Annotated in this window: 19 protein-coding genes and 2 tRNA genes; all 21 read left to right on the top strand. The window is 30.6% G+C overall.

The window, feature by feature from the left end:
* Positions 1–3 precede the first annotated feature (3 nt).
* The 21 genes from lon (at position 4) to Q0X98_RS06200 (ending at position 19,760) form a co-directional block, all read left to right on the top strand.
* Entirely contained in the window at positions 4–2,382 is a 2,379-nt protein-coding gene (gene lon / locus Q0X98_RS06300; protein ID WP_297682159.1) for an endopeptidase La, read from the top strand.
* A 51-nt stretch (positions 2,383–2,433) separates the two neighbouring features.
* Positions 2,434–2,509 (top strand) — tRNA-Val (locus Q0X98_RS06295).
* 13 nt (positions 2,510–2,522) lie between these two features.
* A tRNA-Asp gene (locus Q0X98_RS06290) sits at positions 2,523–2,599 on the top strand.
* A gap of 86 nt (positions 2,600–2,685) precedes the next feature.
* Positions 2,686–3,054, top strand: a complete 369-nt coding sequence (locus Q0X98_RS06285; protein WP_297682157.1) for an NADH-quinone oxidoreductase subunit A — start codon at positions 2,686–2,688, stop codon at positions 3,052–3,054.
* Between the two features lie 13 nt (positions 3,055–3,067).
* On the top strand, positions 3,068–3,583 hold the full coding sequence (locus Q0X98_RS06280; protein WP_297682155.1) for an NADH-quinone oxidoreductase subunit B: 516 nt from the start codon (positions 3,068–3,070) through the stop codon (positions 3,581–3,583).
* Positions 3,584–3,585: 2 nt separating this feature from the next.
* Positions 3,586–4,191, top strand: coding sequence for an NADH-quinone oxidoreductase subunit C (locus Q0X98_RS06275; protein WP_297682153.1), 606 nt, complete (start codon positions 3,586–3,588; stop codon positions 4,189–4,191).
* A complete protein-coding gene (locus Q0X98_RS06270) occupies positions 4,175–5,350 on the top strand; it encodes an NADH-quinone oxidoreductase subunit D (RefSeq protein ID WP_297682151.1) in 1,176 nt (391 codons plus the stop codon). The genes Q0X98_RS06275 and Q0X98_RS06270 overlap by 17 nt, the downstream gene beginning before the upstream one ends.
* On the top strand, positions 5,347–5,955 hold the full coding sequence (nuoE, locus tag Q0X98_RS06265) for an NADH-quinone oxidoreductase subunit NuoE (RefSeq protein ID WP_297682149.1): 609 nt from the start codon (positions 5,347–5,349) through the stop codon (positions 5,953–5,955). Before Q0X98_RS06270 ends, nuoE begins: the two co-directional genes overlap by 4 nt.
* On the top strand, positions 5,948–7,279 hold the full coding sequence (nuoF, locus tag Q0X98_RS06260; RefSeq protein ID WP_297682147.1) for an NADH-quinone oxidoreductase subunit NuoF: 1,332 nt from the start codon (positions 5,948–5,950) through the stop codon (positions 7,277–7,279). The genes nuoE and nuoF overlap by 8 nt, the downstream gene beginning before the upstream one ends.
* On the top strand, positions 7,272–9,311 hold the full coding sequence (gene nuoG, locus Q0X98_RS06255) for an NADH-quinone oxidoreductase subunit NuoG (protein ID WP_297682145.1): 2,040 nt from the start codon (positions 7,272–7,274) through the stop codon (positions 9,309–9,311). The genes nuoF and nuoG overlap by 8 nt, the downstream gene beginning before the upstream one ends.
* 1 nt (position 9,312) lies before the next feature.
* Positions 9,313–10,311: an NADH-quinone oxidoreductase subunit NuoH gene (nuoH, locus tag Q0X98_RS06250; RefSeq protein ID WP_297682143.1), complete on the top strand. Its 999-nt coding sequence runs from the start codon at positions 9,313–9,315 to the stop codon at positions 10,309–10,311.
* Between the two features lie 2 nt (positions 10,312–10,313).
* The gene (gene nuoI / locus Q0X98_RS06245) at positions 10,314–10,799 is read left to right on the top strand and encodes an NADH-quinone oxidoreductase subunit NuoI (RefSeq protein WP_297682141.1); all 486 of its coding nucleotides are present in this window, start codon (positions 10,314–10,316) and stop codon (positions 10,797–10,799) included.
* Positions 10,800–10,804: 5 nt separating this feature from the next.
* A complete protein-coding gene (locus Q0X98_RS06240; protein ID WP_297682139.1) occupies positions 10,805–11,437 on the top strand; it encodes an NADH-quinone oxidoreductase subunit J in 633 nt (210 codons plus the stop codon).
* Positions 11,430–11,741, top strand: a complete 312-nt coding sequence (gene nuoK, locus Q0X98_RS06235) for an NADH-quinone oxidoreductase subunit NuoK (protein WP_271491689.1) — start codon at positions 11,430–11,432, stop codon at positions 11,739–11,741. The genes Q0X98_RS06240 and nuoK overlap by 8 nt, the downstream gene beginning before the upstream one ends.
* A gap of 2 nt (positions 11,742–11,743) precedes the next feature.
* Positions 11,744–13,657: an NADH-quinone oxidoreductase subunit L gene (gene nuoL / locus Q0X98_RS06230; RefSeq protein ID WP_297682134.1), complete on the top strand. Its 1,914-nt coding sequence runs from the start codon at positions 11,744–11,746 to the stop codon at positions 13,655–13,657.
* Positions 13,657–15,138, top strand: a complete 1,482-nt coding sequence (locus Q0X98_RS06225) for an NADH-quinone oxidoreductase subunit M (RefSeq protein WP_297682132.1) — start codon at positions 13,657–13,659, stop codon at positions 15,136–15,138. The genes nuoL and Q0X98_RS06225 overlap by 1 nt, the downstream gene beginning before the upstream one ends.
* Positions 15,139–16,557: an NADH-quinone oxidoreductase subunit NuoN gene (gene nuoN, locus Q0X98_RS06220; protein ID WP_297682130.1), complete on the top strand. Its 1,419-nt coding sequence runs from the start codon at positions 15,139–15,141 to the stop codon at positions 16,555–16,557.
* Positions 16,557–17,111, top strand: a complete 555-nt coding sequence (locus Q0X98_RS06215; protein WP_297682129.1) for a biotin--[acetyl-CoA-carboxylase] ligase — start codon at positions 16,557–16,559, stop codon at positions 17,109–17,111. The genes nuoN and Q0X98_RS06215 overlap by 1 nt, the downstream gene beginning before the upstream one ends.
* Positions 17,112–17,858, top strand: coding sequence for a type III pantothenate kinase (locus Q0X98_RS06210; protein WP_297682127.1), 747 nt, complete (start codon positions 17,112–17,114; stop codon positions 17,856–17,858).
* Between the two features lies 1 nt (position 17,859).
* Positions 17,860–19,515: a ribonuclease J gene (locus Q0X98_RS06205; protein ID WP_297682125.1), complete on the top strand. Its 1,656-nt coding sequence runs from the start codon at positions 17,860–17,862 to the stop codon at positions 19,513–19,515.
* Positions 19,515–19,760, top strand: coding sequence for a DUF1467 family protein (locus Q0X98_RS06200; RefSeq protein ID WP_297682123.1), 246 nt, complete (start codon positions 19,515–19,517; stop codon positions 19,758–19,760). Before Q0X98_RS06205 ends, Q0X98_RS06200 begins: the two co-directional genes overlap by 1 nt.
* The last annotated feature ends 1 nt before the right edge of the window (position 19,761 follow it).

The raw sequence follows: 19,761 nt of genomic DNA, 5'->3' as shown, positions 1-19,761 counted from the left end.
GTCATGGACGTTAAAATCACTTCACCATTATTACCGTTAAGAGACATAGTTGTGTTTCCAAGTATGGTTATCCCTCTATTTGTAGGAAGAGATAAATCGATTTCAGCATTAAACGAGGTAATGAAGAAAGATAAAAAGATAATACTAGTAACACAAAAAAATTCAGAAATTGATGATCCAAAAAAAACAGACATATTTATGTATGGATGTGAAGGAAGTATTCTTCAGCTTTTAAAACTACCTGATGGAACTGTTAAAGTTTTAGTTGAGGGTATTAAAAGAGTAAAAATATTAGATTTTAAAGATAATGATAAATTCATAACATGTGAATATGCTCATTATAATGATATTGTTGCTAAAGATGAGGACTTATACCCACTTGCAGCTACTGCTTTAAGACGACTAGAAAAATTAACCTCTATTAACAAAAAAGTTTCAAGTGAAACTATTAACACTATTAAACAGCTTAAAGATCCATCACAAATTGCAGATAATATTGCATCGCATATCAATGCAACTATTTCAGAGAAACAACAAATCTTTGAAACAGTTGATGTGAAGAAAAGATTAAACGCCATTATTAAGATAATGGAAAACGAAACAAGTATTATAGGTGTTGAAAAGAGAATTAGAGGCAGAGTTAAAACACAGATGGAGAAAACTCAAAGAGAATACTATTTAAATGAACAGTTAAAAGCTATTCAAAAAGAATTAGGTGAAATTGAAGATGGTAAAGATGAAACGACTAGTCTTAATAAAGCCATCACCAAAGCTAAAATGCCTAAAGAAGTTGAAAAGAAATGCCTTCAGGAGTTAAAAAAATTAAAAAATATGAGCCCAATGTCCGCTGAAGCAACAGTTGTCAGAAATTATTTAGATTGGATGACAGAACTTCCTTGGCACAAAAAAAGTGAAGTTGATATTGATCTTACAAAAGCTTTAAATATTTTAGATAAAGATCATTTTGGTCTCGAAAAAGTTAAGGAAAGAATAATAGAATTTCTTGCAGTTCAAAAAAGAATGGAAAAAATTAAAGGACCAATTTTGTGTTTAGTTGGACCTCCTGGAGTGGGTAAAACTTCTTTGGGAAAATCTATAGCTAAAGCAACTAATAGAGAATTTGTAAGAATGTCCGTTGGTGGTATGAGAGATGAGGCTGAGATTAGAGGTCATAGAAGAACTTACATTGGATCTTTACCTGGAAAAATCATTCAAATGATGAAAAAAGCTGGAACAAAAAATCCACTTATATTATTAGATGAAATTGATAAAATTGGAAACGATTATAGAGGTGACCCGTCATCTGCTTTATTAGAAGCTTTAGATCCTGAACAGAATACAACTTTTAATGATCATTATTTAGAAGTTGATTATGACTTGTCTGATGTAATGTTTGTAACGACTGCAAATACACTAAATATTCTTCCACCACTTTTGGATAGAATGGAAGTAATAAGATTAGCTGGTTACACAGAGGATGAAAAAATTAGTATCGCAAACAAATATCTTTTACCAAAACAAATTAAAGATAATGGTGTAAAAGATAAAGAGATGAAATTGGAGAACGACATTATTAAAGAAGTTATTAGAGGCTATACAAAAGAATCTGGAGTTAGAAATTTAGAAAGAGAAATTTCAAAATTAGCAAGAAAAGTTGTTAAAAAAATAGTTGCTGGTGAAGAGAAAGAAGTGAACATAAATAATAAAAATTTATCTGATTTTCTTGGTATAGCTAAATTTAAATTCGGTGAACTAGAATCTGAAAATAAAGTCGGAATTGTAACAGGACTAGCATGGACAGAGTATGGTGGGGAAATTTTAAAGATCGAGACCGTGACAATGCCAGGTAAGGGTAGAATGCAAATTACGGGTAAACTTGGAGATGTGATGCAAGAGTCGGTTAAAGCTGCAAAGTCTTTCGTAAGATCAAAATGTTTAGAATATGGAATAATTCCTCCTTTATTTGAAAAAAAAGATTTTCACATCCACGTACCAGAAGGTGCAACTCCTAAAGATGGTCCATCAGCAGGAATTGGTATGGTAACTTCTATTGTTTCATCAATAACTGGAATTCCTGTTAGAAGAGATGTTGCAATGACTGGTGAAGTTACTTTAACTGGACAAGTGTTGCCAATTGGAGGTTTAAAAGAAAAACTTTTAGCAGCTCATAGAGCTGGTATTAAAGAAGTATTAATACCAAAAGAAAATGAAAAAGATTTAGTTGATATGCCAAAGAAAATTATTGATGATATCAAAATAACACCAGTTGAATATGCTGATCAAGTTTTAAAAGTAGCTTTAACAAAAGAACTTAAAAGAACTGAGTGGGTTGAAGTCGATATATCTAAAAAAGACGATAAATCTCAAGCTAGTATTCAATAATAATTAATTTACTTTATTAAACTGTTGATGTAATAAGTAGCCTTATTTTGTGGGTGGTTAGCTCAGTTGGTAGAGCATCTCGTTTACACCGAGGGGGTCAAAGGTTCGAGTCCTTTACTACCCACCAAAATATTAAAAGTGGGGGTGTAGCTCAGTTGGTTAGAGCGATCGCCTGTCACGCGATAGGTCGAGGGTTCGAGTCCCTTCACTCCCGCCACTTTTCATGATTTTCTCTGTGAATATCAATTAAAATGTGACGTAACAGCTCTTCAACAAAGGATAAAAACTGGTATATAGATCACCATGTTATCTGAATTTTTAAAAGATTACTTACCAATTATTCTATTTTTAATTATAGCGTTAGGACTTAGTTGTGCTTTTGTGATTATAAATTTTATACTCTCACCAAAAAATCCAGATCCAGAAAAATTATCTGCTTATGAGTGTGGATTCGAACCTTTTGAAGACTCTAGAATGGAATTCGATGTTAGATTTTATTTAGTAGCTATTTTATTTATCATTTTTGATTTAGAAATTGCATTTCTATTCCCTTGGGCAATCTCTCTTGGCAGTATTGGTTTATTAGGATTTTCTTCAATGATGATTTTTTTATTCATTTTAACAATTGGTTTTATATATGAATGGAAAAAAGGCGCTTTAGATTGGGAATAAAAAATTTACCACAATGAATAATAAAATAGATCAAGTACCAAATGAATTCAAACAGCTCGCTAAAGATTTTAGTGAAAATGGCTTTATAACAACTTCATTAGATAATTTAATTAATTGGTCTAGATCAGGCTCGTTACACTGGATGACTTTTGGTCTTGCCTGTTGTGCCGTTGAGATGATGCAAACTGCTATGCCAAGATATGATTTAGAGAGATTTGGTGCTGCACCAAGAGGATCGCCAAGACAATCTGATGTCATGATTGTTGCTGGCACTCTTACAAATAAAATGGCGCCAGCTTTAAGAAAAGTTTACGATCAAATGCCTGAACCGAGATATGTAATATCAATGGGCAGTTGTGCAAATGGAGGAGGCTACTATCATTATTCATACTCAGTCGTTAGAGGATGTGACCGAATTGTTCCAGTTGATGTTTATGTACCAGGATGTCCACCTTCAGCAGAGGCTTTGTTGTACGGTATACTTCAATTACAAAAAAAAATTAGAAACAAAGGTTCATTTATTAGGTAGATATGAAGAGTTTAGAAGATTTAGAAAAAAAAATAAATTCAGAATTGACAACTAAAATCAATGCTACTGAAATTAAACATAATCAACTATATATTGAAATTGATAAAGATGATTTGATCGATGTAACTCTTTTTTTAAAAACAAATCAGGAAACTAAATTTAGACAACTAATTGATATCACTGCTGTTGATTATCCAGAGAATACACAGAGATTTAAAATCGTTTATCTATTTTTAAGTCATGAATTTAATCAAAGAATTATTTTAACATATTTAATAAATGAAAACGAAGTTATTCCATCATTAACAAGCATTTTTCCTGCTGCAAATTGGATGGAAAGAGAAGTTTTTGATATGTACGGGGTATCATTTAAAGACCACCCAGACCTTAGAAGAATATTAACAGACTATGGATTTGAAGGCCATCCCTTAAGAAAAGATTTCCCTTTAACCGGACATAGTGAGGTCAGATATAGCGAGGATCAGAAAAAAGTTATTAGTGAGCCAGTCAAATTAGAGCAAAATTACAGAAACTTTGACTATGAAAGTCCTTGGGAAGGAACAAAATATATTAAAGAAGAAATAGATAATAATGACAAAAAAAATTAAAAATTTAAATTTAAATTTTGGACCTCAGCATCCAGCTGCTCACGGAGTTTTAAGACTGATTTTAGAACTTGATGGAGAAGTTGTTGAAAAAGCTGACCCACATATAGGTTTGCTTCATAGAGGAACTGAAAAGTTAATTGAAAACAAAACTTATATGCAAGCCGTACCTTATTTTGATCGACTAGATTATGTTGCACCCATGAACCAAGAGCATGCATTTGCTTTAGCTATTGAAAAAATATTAGATATTGATGTACCAATTAGAGCACAATATATAAGAGTAATTTTTTGTGAAATAGGAAGAATTCTAAGTCATATTTTAAATGTTACCACCCAAGCACTTGATGTCGGTGCATTAACGCCATCATTGTGGGGGTTTGAAGAAAGAGAAACGCTAATGACTTTTTATGAAAGAGCCTCTGGTTCAAGACTACATGCAAATTATTTTAGAGCTGGTGGTGTTCATCAAGATCTACCTCATGGATTAGAAGGTGATATCTCAAAATTTTGCCAAACATTTCCAAAAATTATAGATGATCTTGAAAGTTTGTTAACCGATAATAGAATCTTTAAGCAGAGAAATGTTGATATTGGAATCGTAACTAAAGAGGATGCGCTAGATTATTCTTTTTCAGGAGTGATGGTTAGAGGATCTGGAGTACCTTGGGATTTAAGAAAATCTCAACCTTATGAGTGTTATGATCAACTAGATTTTAAAATACCTGTTGGAAAAAACGGTGATTGTTACGATCGATATTTATGTAGAATTGAGGAAATGAAGGAAAGTGTTTCTATTATAAAACAATGTTTAGCAAAAATGGAAAAAGGACCAATCAAATCATTAGATGGAAAAATAAGTCCACCATCAAAAAAAGAAATTAAACAATCAATGGAGGCCTTGATTCATCATTTTAAACTTTTCACTGAGGGATACAGAGTTCCAAGAGACGAAATTTATACAGCTGTAGAAGCTCCCAAAGGTGAATTTGGAGTTTATTTGATTTCAGATGGATCAAGCAAACCCTATAAGTGTAAGATTAGAGCGCCAGGTTTTTCTCATCTTCAATCAATGGATTATTTGATTAAAGGTCATATGTTAGCTGATGTTCCTGCAGTTTTAGGGTCTTTGGATATCGTATTTGGAGAGGTGGATAGATGAGTTTAAGAAGACCTGCAAAAGAACAGCCAGAAACATTTGAGTTTAATTCGTCATCTCTAGAAGCTGCAAATGCTATAGTTTCAAAATATCCCAAAGGTAAACAGCAAAGCGCTGTTATGGCTTTACTTTATATTGCCCAAAAACAAAACGATAATTGGATACCTCTAGTAGCCATGAAGTATATAGCTAAATTTTTAGATATGCCATACATCAAAGTTTATGAAGTAGCTACATTTTACACGATGTACAATTTATCTCCTGTAGGAAATTTTTTTGTCCAAGTTTGCACAACTACCCCATGCATGATCAGGGGAGCTAATAAACTTGTTGAAGCCTGTAAAGAAAAAATTTCTGAAAATGAATCGGAGTTATCAAATGACAAGAGCTGTTCTTGGATGGAAGTAGAATGTTTAGGAGCTTGTGTAAACGCTCCGATGATGCAAATTAATGATGACTATTATGAAGATCTTGATAAAGAAAAAACATTAGAGATTTTAGAGAAAATTTTAAATGGTGAAACACCAAAACCAGGTTCTTACAGAGGTCGTGTGAGTAATCAACCTGAAAACAACAGAAAAACATTAATGGATTTAAAGAATGCTTAAAGATAAAGATAGAATTTTTCAAAACCTTTACAATGATTTGGGTTCAGATGTTTCTTCATCTCAAAAAAGAGGTGATTGGGTTAATACTAAAGATTTAACTGACAAAGGAAGAGATTGGATAATTAATGAGATGAAAACTTCTCAATTAAGAGGAAGAGGTGGTGCTGGATTTCCAACAGGTTTAAAATGGTCTTTTGCACCTAAAGAAGTTGGATCGAGACCTCATTATTTAGTGATTAATGGTGATGAATCTGAACCAGGCACATGTAAAGATAGAGATATCTTAAGATTTGAACCTCATAAATTAATAGAGGGCTGTTTAATAGCTTCATATGCTGTTCAAGCTCATGTTTGTTATATTTATATTAGAGGTGAGTATTTTGTTGATGGTCAAAAACTGCAAGCTGCGATAGATGAAGCTTACGAAAAAAAGTTAATTGGTAAAAATGCTGCTGGCACAGGATGGGATTTAGATATTTATATTCACTATGGAGCTGGAGCTTATATTTGTGGTGAAGAAACAGCTTTACTTGAAAGTATAGAAGGAAAAAAAGGTCAACCAAGATTAAAACCTCCATTTCCAGCTTTAATTGGTCTTTATGGGTGCCCAACAATTATTAATAATGTTGAAACTATAGCAGTTGTGCCTACCATTTTAAGACGTGGTGGAGAGTGGTTTGCTTCTTTAGGAAGAGAAAAAAACACAGGTACTAAAATTTTTTGTATTTCAGGAAATGTAAATAATCCATGTAATGTTGAAGAAGAAATGAATATACCATTAAAAGAATTAATAGAAGTTCATGCTGGTGGGGTAATTGGAGGTTGGGACAATCTGCAAGCTGTAATTCCAGGTGGATCGTCAATGCCGCTTATTCCTAAAGAAAAATGTGAAACATTAACTATGGATTTTGATTCTTTGATGGCTGAAAAAAGTGGACTAGGTACCGCTGGTATAGTTGTGATAAATAAAGATCAAGACATTATTAAATGTATGGCAAGAATTGCTAGGTTCTACAAACATGAAAGTTGCGGTCAGTGTACTCCTTGTAGAGAGGGATCTGGATGGATGTGGAGAATGTTAGAACGTATGGCAAAAGGTGAAGCAACAAAAGACGAAGTTGATATGCTAGGTGATGTAACAAATCAAATCGCAGGTCACACAATATGTGCGTTTGGAGAAGGTTCTTCATGGCCAGTGCAAGGTCTTTTAAGACATTTTAAAAAAGAGATAGAGGAAAGAAACAATTTAGATCTTATAGTAGAGAAAAAAAATACAATTCCTTATTTAGTAGACCAACATTTGTTAGATAAAAAAAATGCTTAAATTAAAAGTAAATAACATTGATATAGAAGTTGAAGAAGGTTTGACTGTTCTTCAAGCATGTGAAAAAGCTGGAGTTGAAATTCCAAGATTTTGTTACCATGAAAAACTTTCAATAGCTGGAAACTGTCGAATGTGTTTAGTTGAAATGGAAAAGTCTCCTAAACCAGTTGCTTCATGTGCAATGCCTGCAGCAGAAGGTATGAATATCAAAACAAATACAGCTTTTGTTGAAAAAGCAAGGAAAGGTGTGATGGAATTTTTACTTGCCAATCATCCGTTAGATTGTCCAGTCTGTGATCAAGGTGGAGAATGTGATCTTCAGGATCAATCTATGTTTTACGGTGTAGATAAATCAAGATTTAAAGAAAATAAAAGAGCAGTTCCTGAAAAAAACATGGGTCCTTTAATTAAAACTCAAATGACTAGATGTATACATTGTACTCGTTGCGTAAGATTTGCAACCGAAGTCGCTGGTGTGCCAGAGCTTGGAGCTATTGGCAGAGGTGAAGATATGCAAATTACAACATATTTAGAACAATCAATGCAATCAGAGCTATCAGCCAATGTAGTAGATTTGTGTCCTGTTGGAGCACTAACATCAAAACCATATGTGTTTGAAGCAAGACCTTGGGAACTAAAAAAGACAGAGACCATAGATGTTATGGATGCTATTGGTTCAAATATAAGAGTTGATACTTATGATTGGGAAGTAAAAAGAGTATTGCCAATTATAAACGAGGACATTAATGAAGAATGGATTTCAGATAAGACAAGATATGCTTGTGACGGTTTACTAAATCAAAGATTAGATACACCTTTTATAAAATATAATGGTAAATTTGAAAAAGCTTCATGGGAAGAAGTTTATAAAATTATAAAGTCTAAATTTGAAAATACATCTAAAGAAAAAGTATGTGGTTTTGTTGGAGATCTTACCAATATGGAAACTGGATATATTTTTAAAGAATTTTTTGATCGAACTTTAGACTCACAAAATTATGAGTCCAGATCAGATAATCGATTTATAGATATCAGAAAAAGAGAAAATTACCTATTTAACTCTACTATAAATGGTATTGAAGAGTCTGATTTAATTTTTTTAATTGGAACTAATCCTAGATACGAAGCAACAATTTTAAATGCAAGAATAAGAAAATCTTATTTAAATAATAATACTAAAATTATTTCACTAAATGATTTGGGAGATTTAACTTATCCATATGAAAGTTTAGACGGAAAGACTAAAACATTAAAAGATATTTTTGATGGTAATCATGAAATTTCTAAAAAAATAATTGATGCAAATAACCCTATGATTATAATTGGTGAGTCCTTATTAAATTTAGGCTCATCTCAATATTTCTTTAATAGTATTAAAAACTTTCTTACACAAAATAAAAAAATTAGTGAAGAATGGAATTCTTTTAATATTTTATCTTGTGATGCATCAACAGTAGGAAACTATGATCTTGGAATAATAAATGAAAGTAATGATTTATTAGAAGATTTGCAAAATCATAAATTTGATATTGTATATTTGATGGGTCAAGACAATTTAAATTTTGATAAGAAAGATGAGTTTATTATTTATCAAGGCAGTCATGGAGATAAAGGGGCTGAAATAGCTGATATTATTTTACCAGGTTCTGCTTACACAGAACAAGACGGATATTTTACCAATTTAGAGGGTAAAATTCAAAAAGCATACAAAGCCTCTTATCCTCCAGGTGATGCAAAAGAAGATTGGCAGATAATCAATGAACTTGCTGAACTTATGAATAATAGAAAATTGTTTAACGATAAGGAAGAGTTAGAAAGCAGCATGCTAAATTATATTAATTTGCAGAAAGAAAAACAAATTAACGATGAAGATAAAGCTAATAAAATTGATGAAAATGAATTTCAAGATGAATTATTGAAAGTTAATGTTAAAGATTATTATTTTTCTAATGTTATAGCTAGATCTTCTAAAACTATGATTGAATGCAATAATTCAAAAATAAATTTAAAATCTACGGGTACTGAAGGTTAACATGGAATATGTAAATATTGTTTTTCAAGAAGTTTATAAAATATTATTTTTATTAGTCCCAGTCCTTGTATCTGTTGCTTTGATAGTTTGGCTTGATAGAAGAGTTTGGGCTTTTGTCCAAAAAAGACAAGGTCCTAATGTAGTTGGACCATTTGGTTTGCTTCAATCTCTTGCTGATGCATTAAAATATATATTTAAAGAAATTATTATTCCTTCCAGTTCAAATAAAGTAATTTTCATTTTAGCCCCAATTGTTACTATGACTTTAGCCTTAATTTCTTGGGCTGTAATACCATTTAGCGCAACACAGGTTTTAGCTGATATAAATGTAGGTATTTTATATTTGTTTGCAGTTTCTTCATTAGGTGTTTACGGAATTATTATGGGTGGTTGGGCGTCAAACTCAAAATACCCTTTTCTTGGTGCTATAAGATCTGCCGCTCAAATGGTTTCATATGAGGTTTCTATAGGAGTTATTATTATCAATGTTTTACTTTGTGTGGGGTCATTAAATCTAAATGATATAGTTGAGGCTCAGCAAAACATGTGGTTTGTCATTCCATTATTTCCAATGTTTGTAATTTTCTTCATTTCATCTTTAGCAGAAACAAATAGACCTCCATTTGATTTACCTGAGGCAGAGGCAGAATTAGTTGCTGGTTATCAAACTGAATATTCAGGAATGATGTATGCTATGTTTTGGTTAGGTGAGTACGCAAACATATTATTAATGTGTGCAATGGGAGCCATTTTGTTTTTAGGTGGATGGTTGTCTCCAATAGATATTTATCCATTTACATTAGTTCCAGGTGCTATTTGGCTTATTTTAAAAATATTATTTTTATTCATTTTATTTGCTTTGGTTAAAGCTATCGTTCCTCGATATAGATATGATCAACTAATGAGACTTGGCTGGAAAGTCTTTTTACCTTTATCTTTAACTTGGGTAGTGCTAACTGCTAGTTACTTATTTTATTTTAACCTATTACCAACTAATTAATTATGAAATTATCAAGATTTTTTAAAACAATATTTATGACTGACTTTGCTGGAGGTTTATTTATTGCGATCAAAGAGATATTTAAATCAAAAAAAACAATTAATTACCCATTTGAAAAAGGCAAAATAAGCCCACGTTTTAGAGGAGAACACGCCTTAAGAAGATATCCAGATGGGGAAGAAAGATGTATTGCTTGTAAACTTTGTGAAGCAGTATGTCCCGCACAAGCAATCACAATTGAGTCTGCTGCAAGAGAAGATGGTAGTCGAAAAACAACACGATACGATATTGATATGATGAAATGTATTTATTGTGGTTTATGTGAAGAGGCTTGTCCAGTGGATGCAATAGTTCAAGGCCCAAATTTTGAATTTTCTACCGAAACTAGAGAAGAACTTTATTATACTAAAGAGAAACTTTTAGATAATGGAGATAGATGGGAAAATGTTTTAGCAGCAAATATTAAAGTTGATAACCCATATAGATAAAATCTATGATAGCTCATTCAATATTTTTTTATTCTTTTTCAATTATAGCTGTAATTTCTGCAATTATGGTTACCGTTTCCAAAAATACTGTTCATTCTGTTTTTTTTCTAATCTTAGATTTTATTAGCATCTCTTGTCTTTTTATAATGATAGGTGCTGAATTTTTAGGAATGATAATGTTAATTGTTTATGTCGGTGCGGTTGCAGTGTTGTTTTTGTTTGTTGTAATGATGTTAAATGTTGCACAACAAAAAAACCAATGGTTCGCATCTCAAGAAAGCTCTGGGCATATTCCGGTAGGCTTAATTATTAGTACAATTATATTTTTCGAATTAATAATAGTCATAGGTGGCTGGAAATATAAACCAGATTTATTTGATATAAACAATTCAGTTAATTCTTTTAATGTTAGTAATACTCATTCTCTAGGACAGATTTTATACACTGATTATATTCATGTGTTTCAATTAAGTGGTATGATTTTGTTGGTAGCAATGATTGGTGCCATTGTTTTGACTTTTAGAAAAAGAGCAGGGGTTAAAAAACAAAGTTATTTAAAACAGATATCAAGAGAAAGATCTGAAGGCGTTGAAGTGTTAGAGGTTGAAACCAATAAAGGAGTTAAAATTGATGACTGAAATTGGTTTAGGACATTATCTAACATTGGGAGCAGTTATTTTTTCAATTGGAATTATAGGTATATTTTTAAATAGAAAAAATATTATCGTTATATTAATGAGTATAGAGTTAATATTGCTTGCAGTTAACATCAATTTAGTAGCTTTTTCAATTTTCTTGGGTGATCTTGCTGGGCAGGTATTTACTTTATTTATTTTAACAGTGGCAGCTGCTGAAGCAGCAATCGGATTGGCAATAATTGTAGTTTATTACCGAAATTCAGGAACTATCCGTGTCGAAGAAATAGATAAATTGAAAGGATAATTATGGAAATTTCTATCTTATTTCTTCCGCTTGCAGCGTCAATTATTGCAGGTTTTTTTGGAAGATTCATTGGAGATAGAAACTCTGAAATTATTACTAGTGCTCTAGTTTCGATCTCCGCGTTTTTATCAATTTTTGTATTATACCAGGTTATTGAAAATCAATATGAGGAAAATATTGTTATAGCAACCTGGATAAATTCAGGGTCACTGGATGTTAATTGGTCGATGATGATTGATCCATTGTCTGCTGTGATGTTAGTGGTTGTCACATCAGTTTCATCTTTAGTACATATTTATTCTATTGGTTATATGTCTCACGATCCTCATAAACCAAGATTCATGGCGTACCTGTCGTTATTTACCTTTGCAATGCTAATGTTAGTTACCTCGGATAATTTTATTCAACTATTTTTTGGCTGGGAAGGCGTCGGTCTTTGTTCATATTTTTTAATTGGTTTTTGGTTTAAAAAAGAAAGTGCTAATGCTGCAGCAATTAAGGCATTTGTTGTAAATAGGGTTGGTGATTTTGGCTTTGCATTAGGAATCTTTTTAATTTTCTATTTATTTGGAACTGTAAATTATTCAGAGGTTTTTCAACAAGTCCCATCTATTACAGATAAAAATTTATCATTTTTAGGTTTTGAAGTTAAAGCTATAGATTTAATTTGTCTGTTATTATTTATTGGTGCCATGGGTAAATCGGCTCAAATTTTACTGCATACATGGTTACCAGATGCAATGGAAGGCCCAACACCTGTATCTGCATTAATTCATGCTGCTACAATGGTGACTGCTGGAGTATTTTTAGTTGTTAGATGTTCACCAATTTATGAATACTCACCATTAATACTAAATTTAATTACAATTGTTGGAATGACAACTGCATTTTTTGCAGCAACAGTTGCACTGGTTCAAACTGACATAAAAAAAATTATAGCATACTCAACATGTAGTCAATTAGGGTATATGTTTTTTGCAGCTGGTGTAGGTGCTTATAATGTTGCAATGTTTCACTTATTTACACACGCATTTTTTAAAGCTTTATTATTTTTAGGATCTGGCTCCGTAATTCATGCATTTAAAGATGAGCAAGATATTAATAATATGGGTGGTGTATGGAAGAAGCTTCCTTATACATATGCTCTAATGATTATAGGTACTTTAGCATTAACAGGCTTTCCTTTTTTATCAGGTTTTTATTCTAAAGATGCAATTATTGAATTTGCATATTTAAAAGGAAACACAAGTGGATATTATGCAGCGGGAATTGGAATTTTTACAGCATTTTTAACTTCAATATATTCATGGAGGTTAATCTTTAAAACGTTTCACGGTAAATATAATAATAAATTTGTAAAAATTGAAGAAACACATGAGTCACCATTAGTAATGTTAATACCTTTGGTTTTATTATCTATTGGAGCTATATTTGCAGGTTTTTTGTTTAAAGATCTTTTTGTTGGTCATGGTGGTGAAAATTTATTCTGGGCAGACTCTATCAAATTCTTAGAGCCTCTAAGTACAGAGCATCCGCCTACATGGTTTTTGCTTCTGACACCTTGCCTGGTATTACTATCTATCCCAATTGCTTACTATTTATTTATCAAAAATAAAGAATTACCAAATAAAATAGCCAATATGAACAAGCCATTATATAAATTTTTAGTTAATAAATGGTATTTTGATGAATTGTATGATGTTATTTTTATAAATCCCTCAAAAAAATTAGGTTTATTTTTTTGGAAGTTTTGCGATGGAAAGTTGATTGATGGATTTGGACCTGATGGCATCTCATCATTTATAAAAAGATGTTCAATTAAAGCTAATAAATTCCAAAGTGGTTTTATATATCAGTACGCTTTTGTGATGTTGCTAGGGTTTTCAGCTTTACTAACTTTTTTAATTGTTAATTAATGAACTTTCCAATTCTTTCTTCTTTGATTTTATTGCCAACTATTGGGGCACTTTTTTTAATTTTTTTAAAAAATGAAGATGGAAATAGTACAACAGCTAAATATGTATCGCTTTTTGCATCAGTAGTTAATTTTTTAATTTCTATTTATTTATGGATATCCTTTGATCAATCAATATCTGTCTTTCAATTTGTTGAGGATAGAACATGGATAGAGGGTTTTATTAATTACAAGGTAGGGGTAGATGGAATTTCAATTTTATTTATTATACTAACAACATTCATTACTCCTTTATGTATTATTTCAGTTAATAATTCAGTTAAAACAAGATTAAGAGATTTTTTAATAGCAATATTAATAATGGAAAGCTTTATGATAGGAGTTTTTTGTGCTCTTGATTTAGTTGTTTTCTATTTATTTTTTGAGGCTGGTTTAATTCCAATGTTTTTAATTATTGGTATTTGGGGTGGACCTAAAAGAGTGTATTCAGCATTTAAATTCTTTTTATATACATTATTGGGTTCTGTGCTTATGCTAGTTGCAATTATTTCGATTTATTGGATTTCAGGAACTACAGATGTAACTAAACTTTATGAACTTGGTATAGACGCAAAGTATCAAAATTTATTATGGTTGGCTTTTTTCAGCTCATTTGCAGTAAAAACACCCATGTGGCCAGTTCATACTTGGTTACCCGACGCACACGTCGAAGCCCCAACTGCTGGATCGGTTTTGCTGGCTGCAATTTTACTTAAAATGGCTGGCTATGGGTTTATACGATTTTCATTGGGACTTTTTCCAATTGCATCAGAAATTTTTACACCTTTAATTTATGCTTTAAGCGTCATAGCAATAATTGTGACATCGTTAATCGCATTAATGCAAGAGGATATGAAAAAACTCATTGCTTACTCCTCTGTAGCCCATATGGGTTTCGTAACATTGGGAATATTCACTATTCAACAACAAGGTATTGAAGGAAGTATAATTCAAATGATTAGTCACGGTTTAGTTTCTGCAGCTTTATTCTTATGTGTTGGTGTGGTTTACGACAGAATGCATTCAAGAATGATAAGTTCTTATGGGGGGATAGTTACAATCATTCCAAAATACTCAATTTTATTTATGCTATTTACTCTAGCAGCACTTGGTTTACCTGGAACAAGTGGATTTATTGGTGAATTCTTAATATTAATGGGCGTATTTAAAGATAACTTTTTAGTCGCTGTATTAGCTAGCTTAGGTGTAATTCTTGGAGCAGCTTACATGTTATGGTTATACAAAAGAGTTGTTTTTGGAAAGCTAATCAATGAGAACCTTAAGTCCATGATTGACTTAAATAAATCAGAATATTTTATTTTAGCTTGTCTTGCAGTACCAACATTATTTTTTGGATTTTATCCTGACCCATTAATTAATACAATTGAAGTTTCAGTTGAAGACTTAATTAATATGTATAATTCAAATATTATGATTAAATAAATGGAAAATCTTAATTTAGTATTACCCGAAATATTTCTCTCGTTATCAATAATGTTCTTATTGGTTTTGGGTGTCTTTAAGAATGATAGTTCCAAAATTACCTTTAATATTTCATTATTTGTTCTTTTAATTACAGCGATAATTACACTTAATGAAACTTTCAGCATTGATCGAATAACATTATTTAATAATAGTGTTGTTATCGATTACATGTCGTCACTAATGAAAATTATTACATTGCTTGGCGCTTTTTTTGTTTTAGTTATCTCATCAGCTTATCTTAAAACATTTAAAATTTATAAAATTGAATATCCAATTTTAATATTATGTTCAGTCCTAGGCATGATGGTAATGATTAGTTCTAACGACCTAATGGTATTCTACATGGGTCTAGAATTACAATCTTTAGCTCTTTATGTGTTAGCAACTTTTAACAGAGACCAATTAAAATCATCTGAGGCAGGTTTAAAATATTTTGTTTTAAGTGCTTTATCATCTGGTTTATTGTTATATGGCTGTTCATTGATTTATGGATTTTCAGGATCAACAAATTTTGATATAATTTCAAATCAGCTTAATTCAAATGAATATGTTTTAAGCTTTGGAATTGTATTTATTCTTGTTGGATTAGCATTTAAAATTTCAGCTGTTCCTTTTCATATGTGGGCTCCCGATGTTTATGAAGGTTCACCAACATCTGTTACTTTATTTTTCACAATGGTTCCTAAAATTGCTGCTTTGACAATCTTTATTAGATTTTTATACGTCCCCTTTTTAAATTTGATAGACCAATGGCAAATGATTATAATTTTCTTATCAATCGCATCTATGCTTTTTGGTGCAATAGCAGCAATAGGGCAAAGTAATATAAAAAGGCTTATAGCATATAGTTCAATTGGTCATATAGGCTACACTTTGGCTGGTCTGGCAACCGGTTCTAATGAGGGAATTCAGAGTTCAATTGTTTATATATCAATTTATGTTGTTATGAACTTAGCTTTGTTTTCTTGTTTGTTAATGCTTAAAAGAAATAATCAGTATTACGAGGATATAGAAGACCTTTCTGGATTATCTAAAAACCACCCTTTATTATCTTTGTCTTTATTAGTTATATTATTTTCTTTAGCAGGAATTCCTCCATTAGCTGGTTTTTTTGCAAAATTTTATATTTTCAAGGCTGTTATTGAGCAATCAATGTATTTCCTAGCAATTGTGGGTTTATTATCAACAGTTGTTGCGGCATTTTATTATTTAAGAATTATTAAAATAATATACTTCGACAAAGAAAAAGAAAAATATGATGAAGACCATAGTCTGTGGTTAAAATTTTCACTTACATTTTCAACAATATTAATTCTCTTATACTTCATTTTTCCGAGCCAACTGATCGAAGTGGTATCAAGAATTAATATTATTTGATGAGATTGAGAAAATTTAGATTTAAAAAAGTTAATAGCACAAACAATACTGCAATTAGAATTATCAAAAACTCCAATCATAAATTTGGTATGATTATTGCTGACTCACAATTAAATGGTAAAGGCCAATATGGAAAAAAGTGGATTTCCTATAAAGGTAATGTATTTGTTAGTTTTTTTCATAAATTAAAAAACATCAATATATCTCTTCGTACTTTAACAAAAATTAACTGTTTATTAGTTAAAAAAACTTTAGAAAAATACTATAAAAAAAAGATAATATACAAAAGACCGAATGATTTATTAATTAATAAAAAAAAAATTAGTGGAATTTTACAAGAAATAATTTCTATATCTGGAAATAAATTCCTTATAGTTGGTATAGGAGTAAATTTAATTAAAAATCCTAAAATTAAGAATTATCCAACAACCAATTTAACTGAATTGATTAATAAACCCATAAATAAGATCAATTTTGAAAATGAATTGAAAGTAAATTTTGAAAAAAATTTATCAAGAATGTATAAAATTAATAATAATTTAAATAAATATTAGATGTATATACTTGGTGATATTGGGAATACTGATACTAAACTTTTTTTAGTTTCAGCAAGAAATAAAATAATTAAAAAGATAAATTTTCCATCTAAAGAATTAAATCAAAAAAAATTGGATAAATATATCAGTTTACTTAAGCCGAACTATGAAAGAATTAACAAAATTTTATTTTGTAGTGTTGTTCCAAAATCTTTTGATTTAATTAAAAAATTCCTATCAAAAAAAACTAAAATTAATTGTTATGAAGTAAAAAATTTAGATATAAAATCTTTAATTAAGATAAAAGTTAATTACAAACAGGTTGGTTCTGACAGAATTACTAATGCAATAAGTTTAATGAACAATAAAAATAATTTTATTATTCTTGATTTTGGAACTGCAACAACATTTGACGTATTGATCAAAGACACATACTCTGGAGGAGTTATTGCTCCTGGTATTGGACTTTCATTAGCAGCTTTGGCTGACAAAGCGACATTAATTCCCAAAATTAATCTTAAAATGATTAAAAATGTCATAGGTAAAGACACTGTATCAGCTGTAAGGTCTGGTTTTTTTTGGGGATATGCAGGTTTAATTGACAATATCATTTATTTAATTAAGAAAGAGACTAGAAAATCTTTTAAAGTAATAATTACTGGTGGATTTTCTAACTTATTTAAAAAATCAATAAAAACGAAAGTTTATCACAATAAAGATATAACAATTAATGGTCTAATCGAGATTTCAAAATTAATTAAATAACATGAAAGATGAATTATTATTTTGTCCACTAGGTGGATCTGGTGAAATAGGCATGAACATGAATTTGTTTGCTTATGGCAAGCCAGGTGAACACAAATGGATAATGGTTGACATAGGCGTTACCTTTGCTGACGATACTCTACCAGGTATTGATTTAATTTACCCAGATCCTGGTTTTATTGTTGATAAAAAAGATGATCTATTGGGAATTATTTTAACTCATGCCCATGAAGATCACATTGGAGCCATAGCTCATCTTTGGCCCAAATTAGAATGCAAGATATTTGCTACACCATTTACTGCTGTTTTGATTAAAGAAAAATTTAAAGAAAAGCACATTGATATAACTAATCATCTTAAGATAGTTCAATTAAATGGAACAGTAGATTTAGATCCATTTAAAATTGAATACATTACATTAACTCATTCAATCTTAGAACCTAACGGTTTAAGAATTGAAACTCCTGCGGGTGTGATTTTACATACTGGTGATTGGAAAATTGATCCAGAACCTTTAATTGGTGGAAAAATTAATTCTAATAGATTGAAGGAAATAGGTAATGAAGGTGTTCTTGCAATGATATGTGATTCAACAAATGTTTTTAGCCTGGGTAAAGCAGGCTCAGAATTAGATGTTAGAAAAAGTATGTTAAATATTATGAGTAGTTTAAAAAAAAGAATTATTGTCGCTTCATTTGCTTCAAATGTTGCTAGACTAGAAACAGCTTTTTATTGTGCAGAAAAAACAGGCCGACAAATATCTCTAGTTGGAAGATCAATGCATAGAATATTTAAAGCAGCTAGACAATGTGGTTATTTAAAAGATGTTATAGAGCCAATAGATCCTCGCGAGGCTAAAAATATTTCAAGAGAAAAGATAGTTTATCTTTGCACAGGTAGTCAAGGTGAACCTATGGCAGCATTGATGAGAATTGCCAAATATACCCATCCAGATGTATTTATTGAAAAAGATGATACTGTCATATTTTCATCTAAAATTATTCCTGGTAATGAAAAAAAATTATACAATTTACAAAATCAATTAGTTAAAGATGGTATCGAAGTTATATCTGAAGAAAATGAATTTGTTCATGTTTCAGGACACCCAAATAGAGATGATTTAAGAGAAATGTATGATTGGGTAAAACCAAAATGTGTTATTCCTGTTCATGGTGAGCATAGACACATGATTGAGCATATAAAATTTGCAAAAGAAATGAATGTACCAAACACTGTTCAAGTTGAAAATGGTGATATTGTTAAGCTTCATCCAGGAAAACCTGAGGTATATGATAAAGCCCCAAGTGGTAGACTTTATGTAGATGGAAATATTAGTGTAGTAGAGGATGCTCAATCAATTAAAGATAGAAAAAATTTAAGTGCAAACGGATACATTGAAGCAACTGTTTTAATTACTCCAAAAGGCAATATTCATAAAAGACCAGTTTTAACTTTTAGAGGAATTCCAGTTGATGATACAGAAGAATTTGTTTATGGTTTAGAGGATGTAATTGAGGAAATTACAAGAACTTTTAGACTAGGAAGTAAGCAACAAGAACATAATTTAATAGATGCACTTAAGATTGCTTGTAGAAAATTTTCAAAAGAAAAGACTGGAAAAAAACCTTTTACAAATATTAATCTAGTAAGAATTTAATGAGCATCACAGGTTTAGCGATAATCTACATTATCATATGGTGGATTGTTTTTTTTGCTATCTTGCCAATAGATGTAAATAGAATAAAAACAGTTAAAATAGATGGTGAAGATCCTGGATCACCTGAAAATCCAAAAATGTTAAAAAAATTCCTATATTGTACAGGAATTACAACTGTTATTTTTGTAATAATTTATTTATTAATAAAATTTGAATATTTAAATTTAAGAAATATTATTAATTAAG

Origin of the sequence: uncultured Candidatus Pelagibacter sp., from assembly GCF_943788075.1 — a bacterium.
Classification (GTDB): Bacteria; Pseudomonadota; Alphaproteobacteria; order Pelagibacterales; family Pelagibacteraceae; genus Pelagibacter.
Note: the sequence above shows the minus strand (reverse complement) of the source record. Positions and strands in the feature narration are given on the sequence as shown.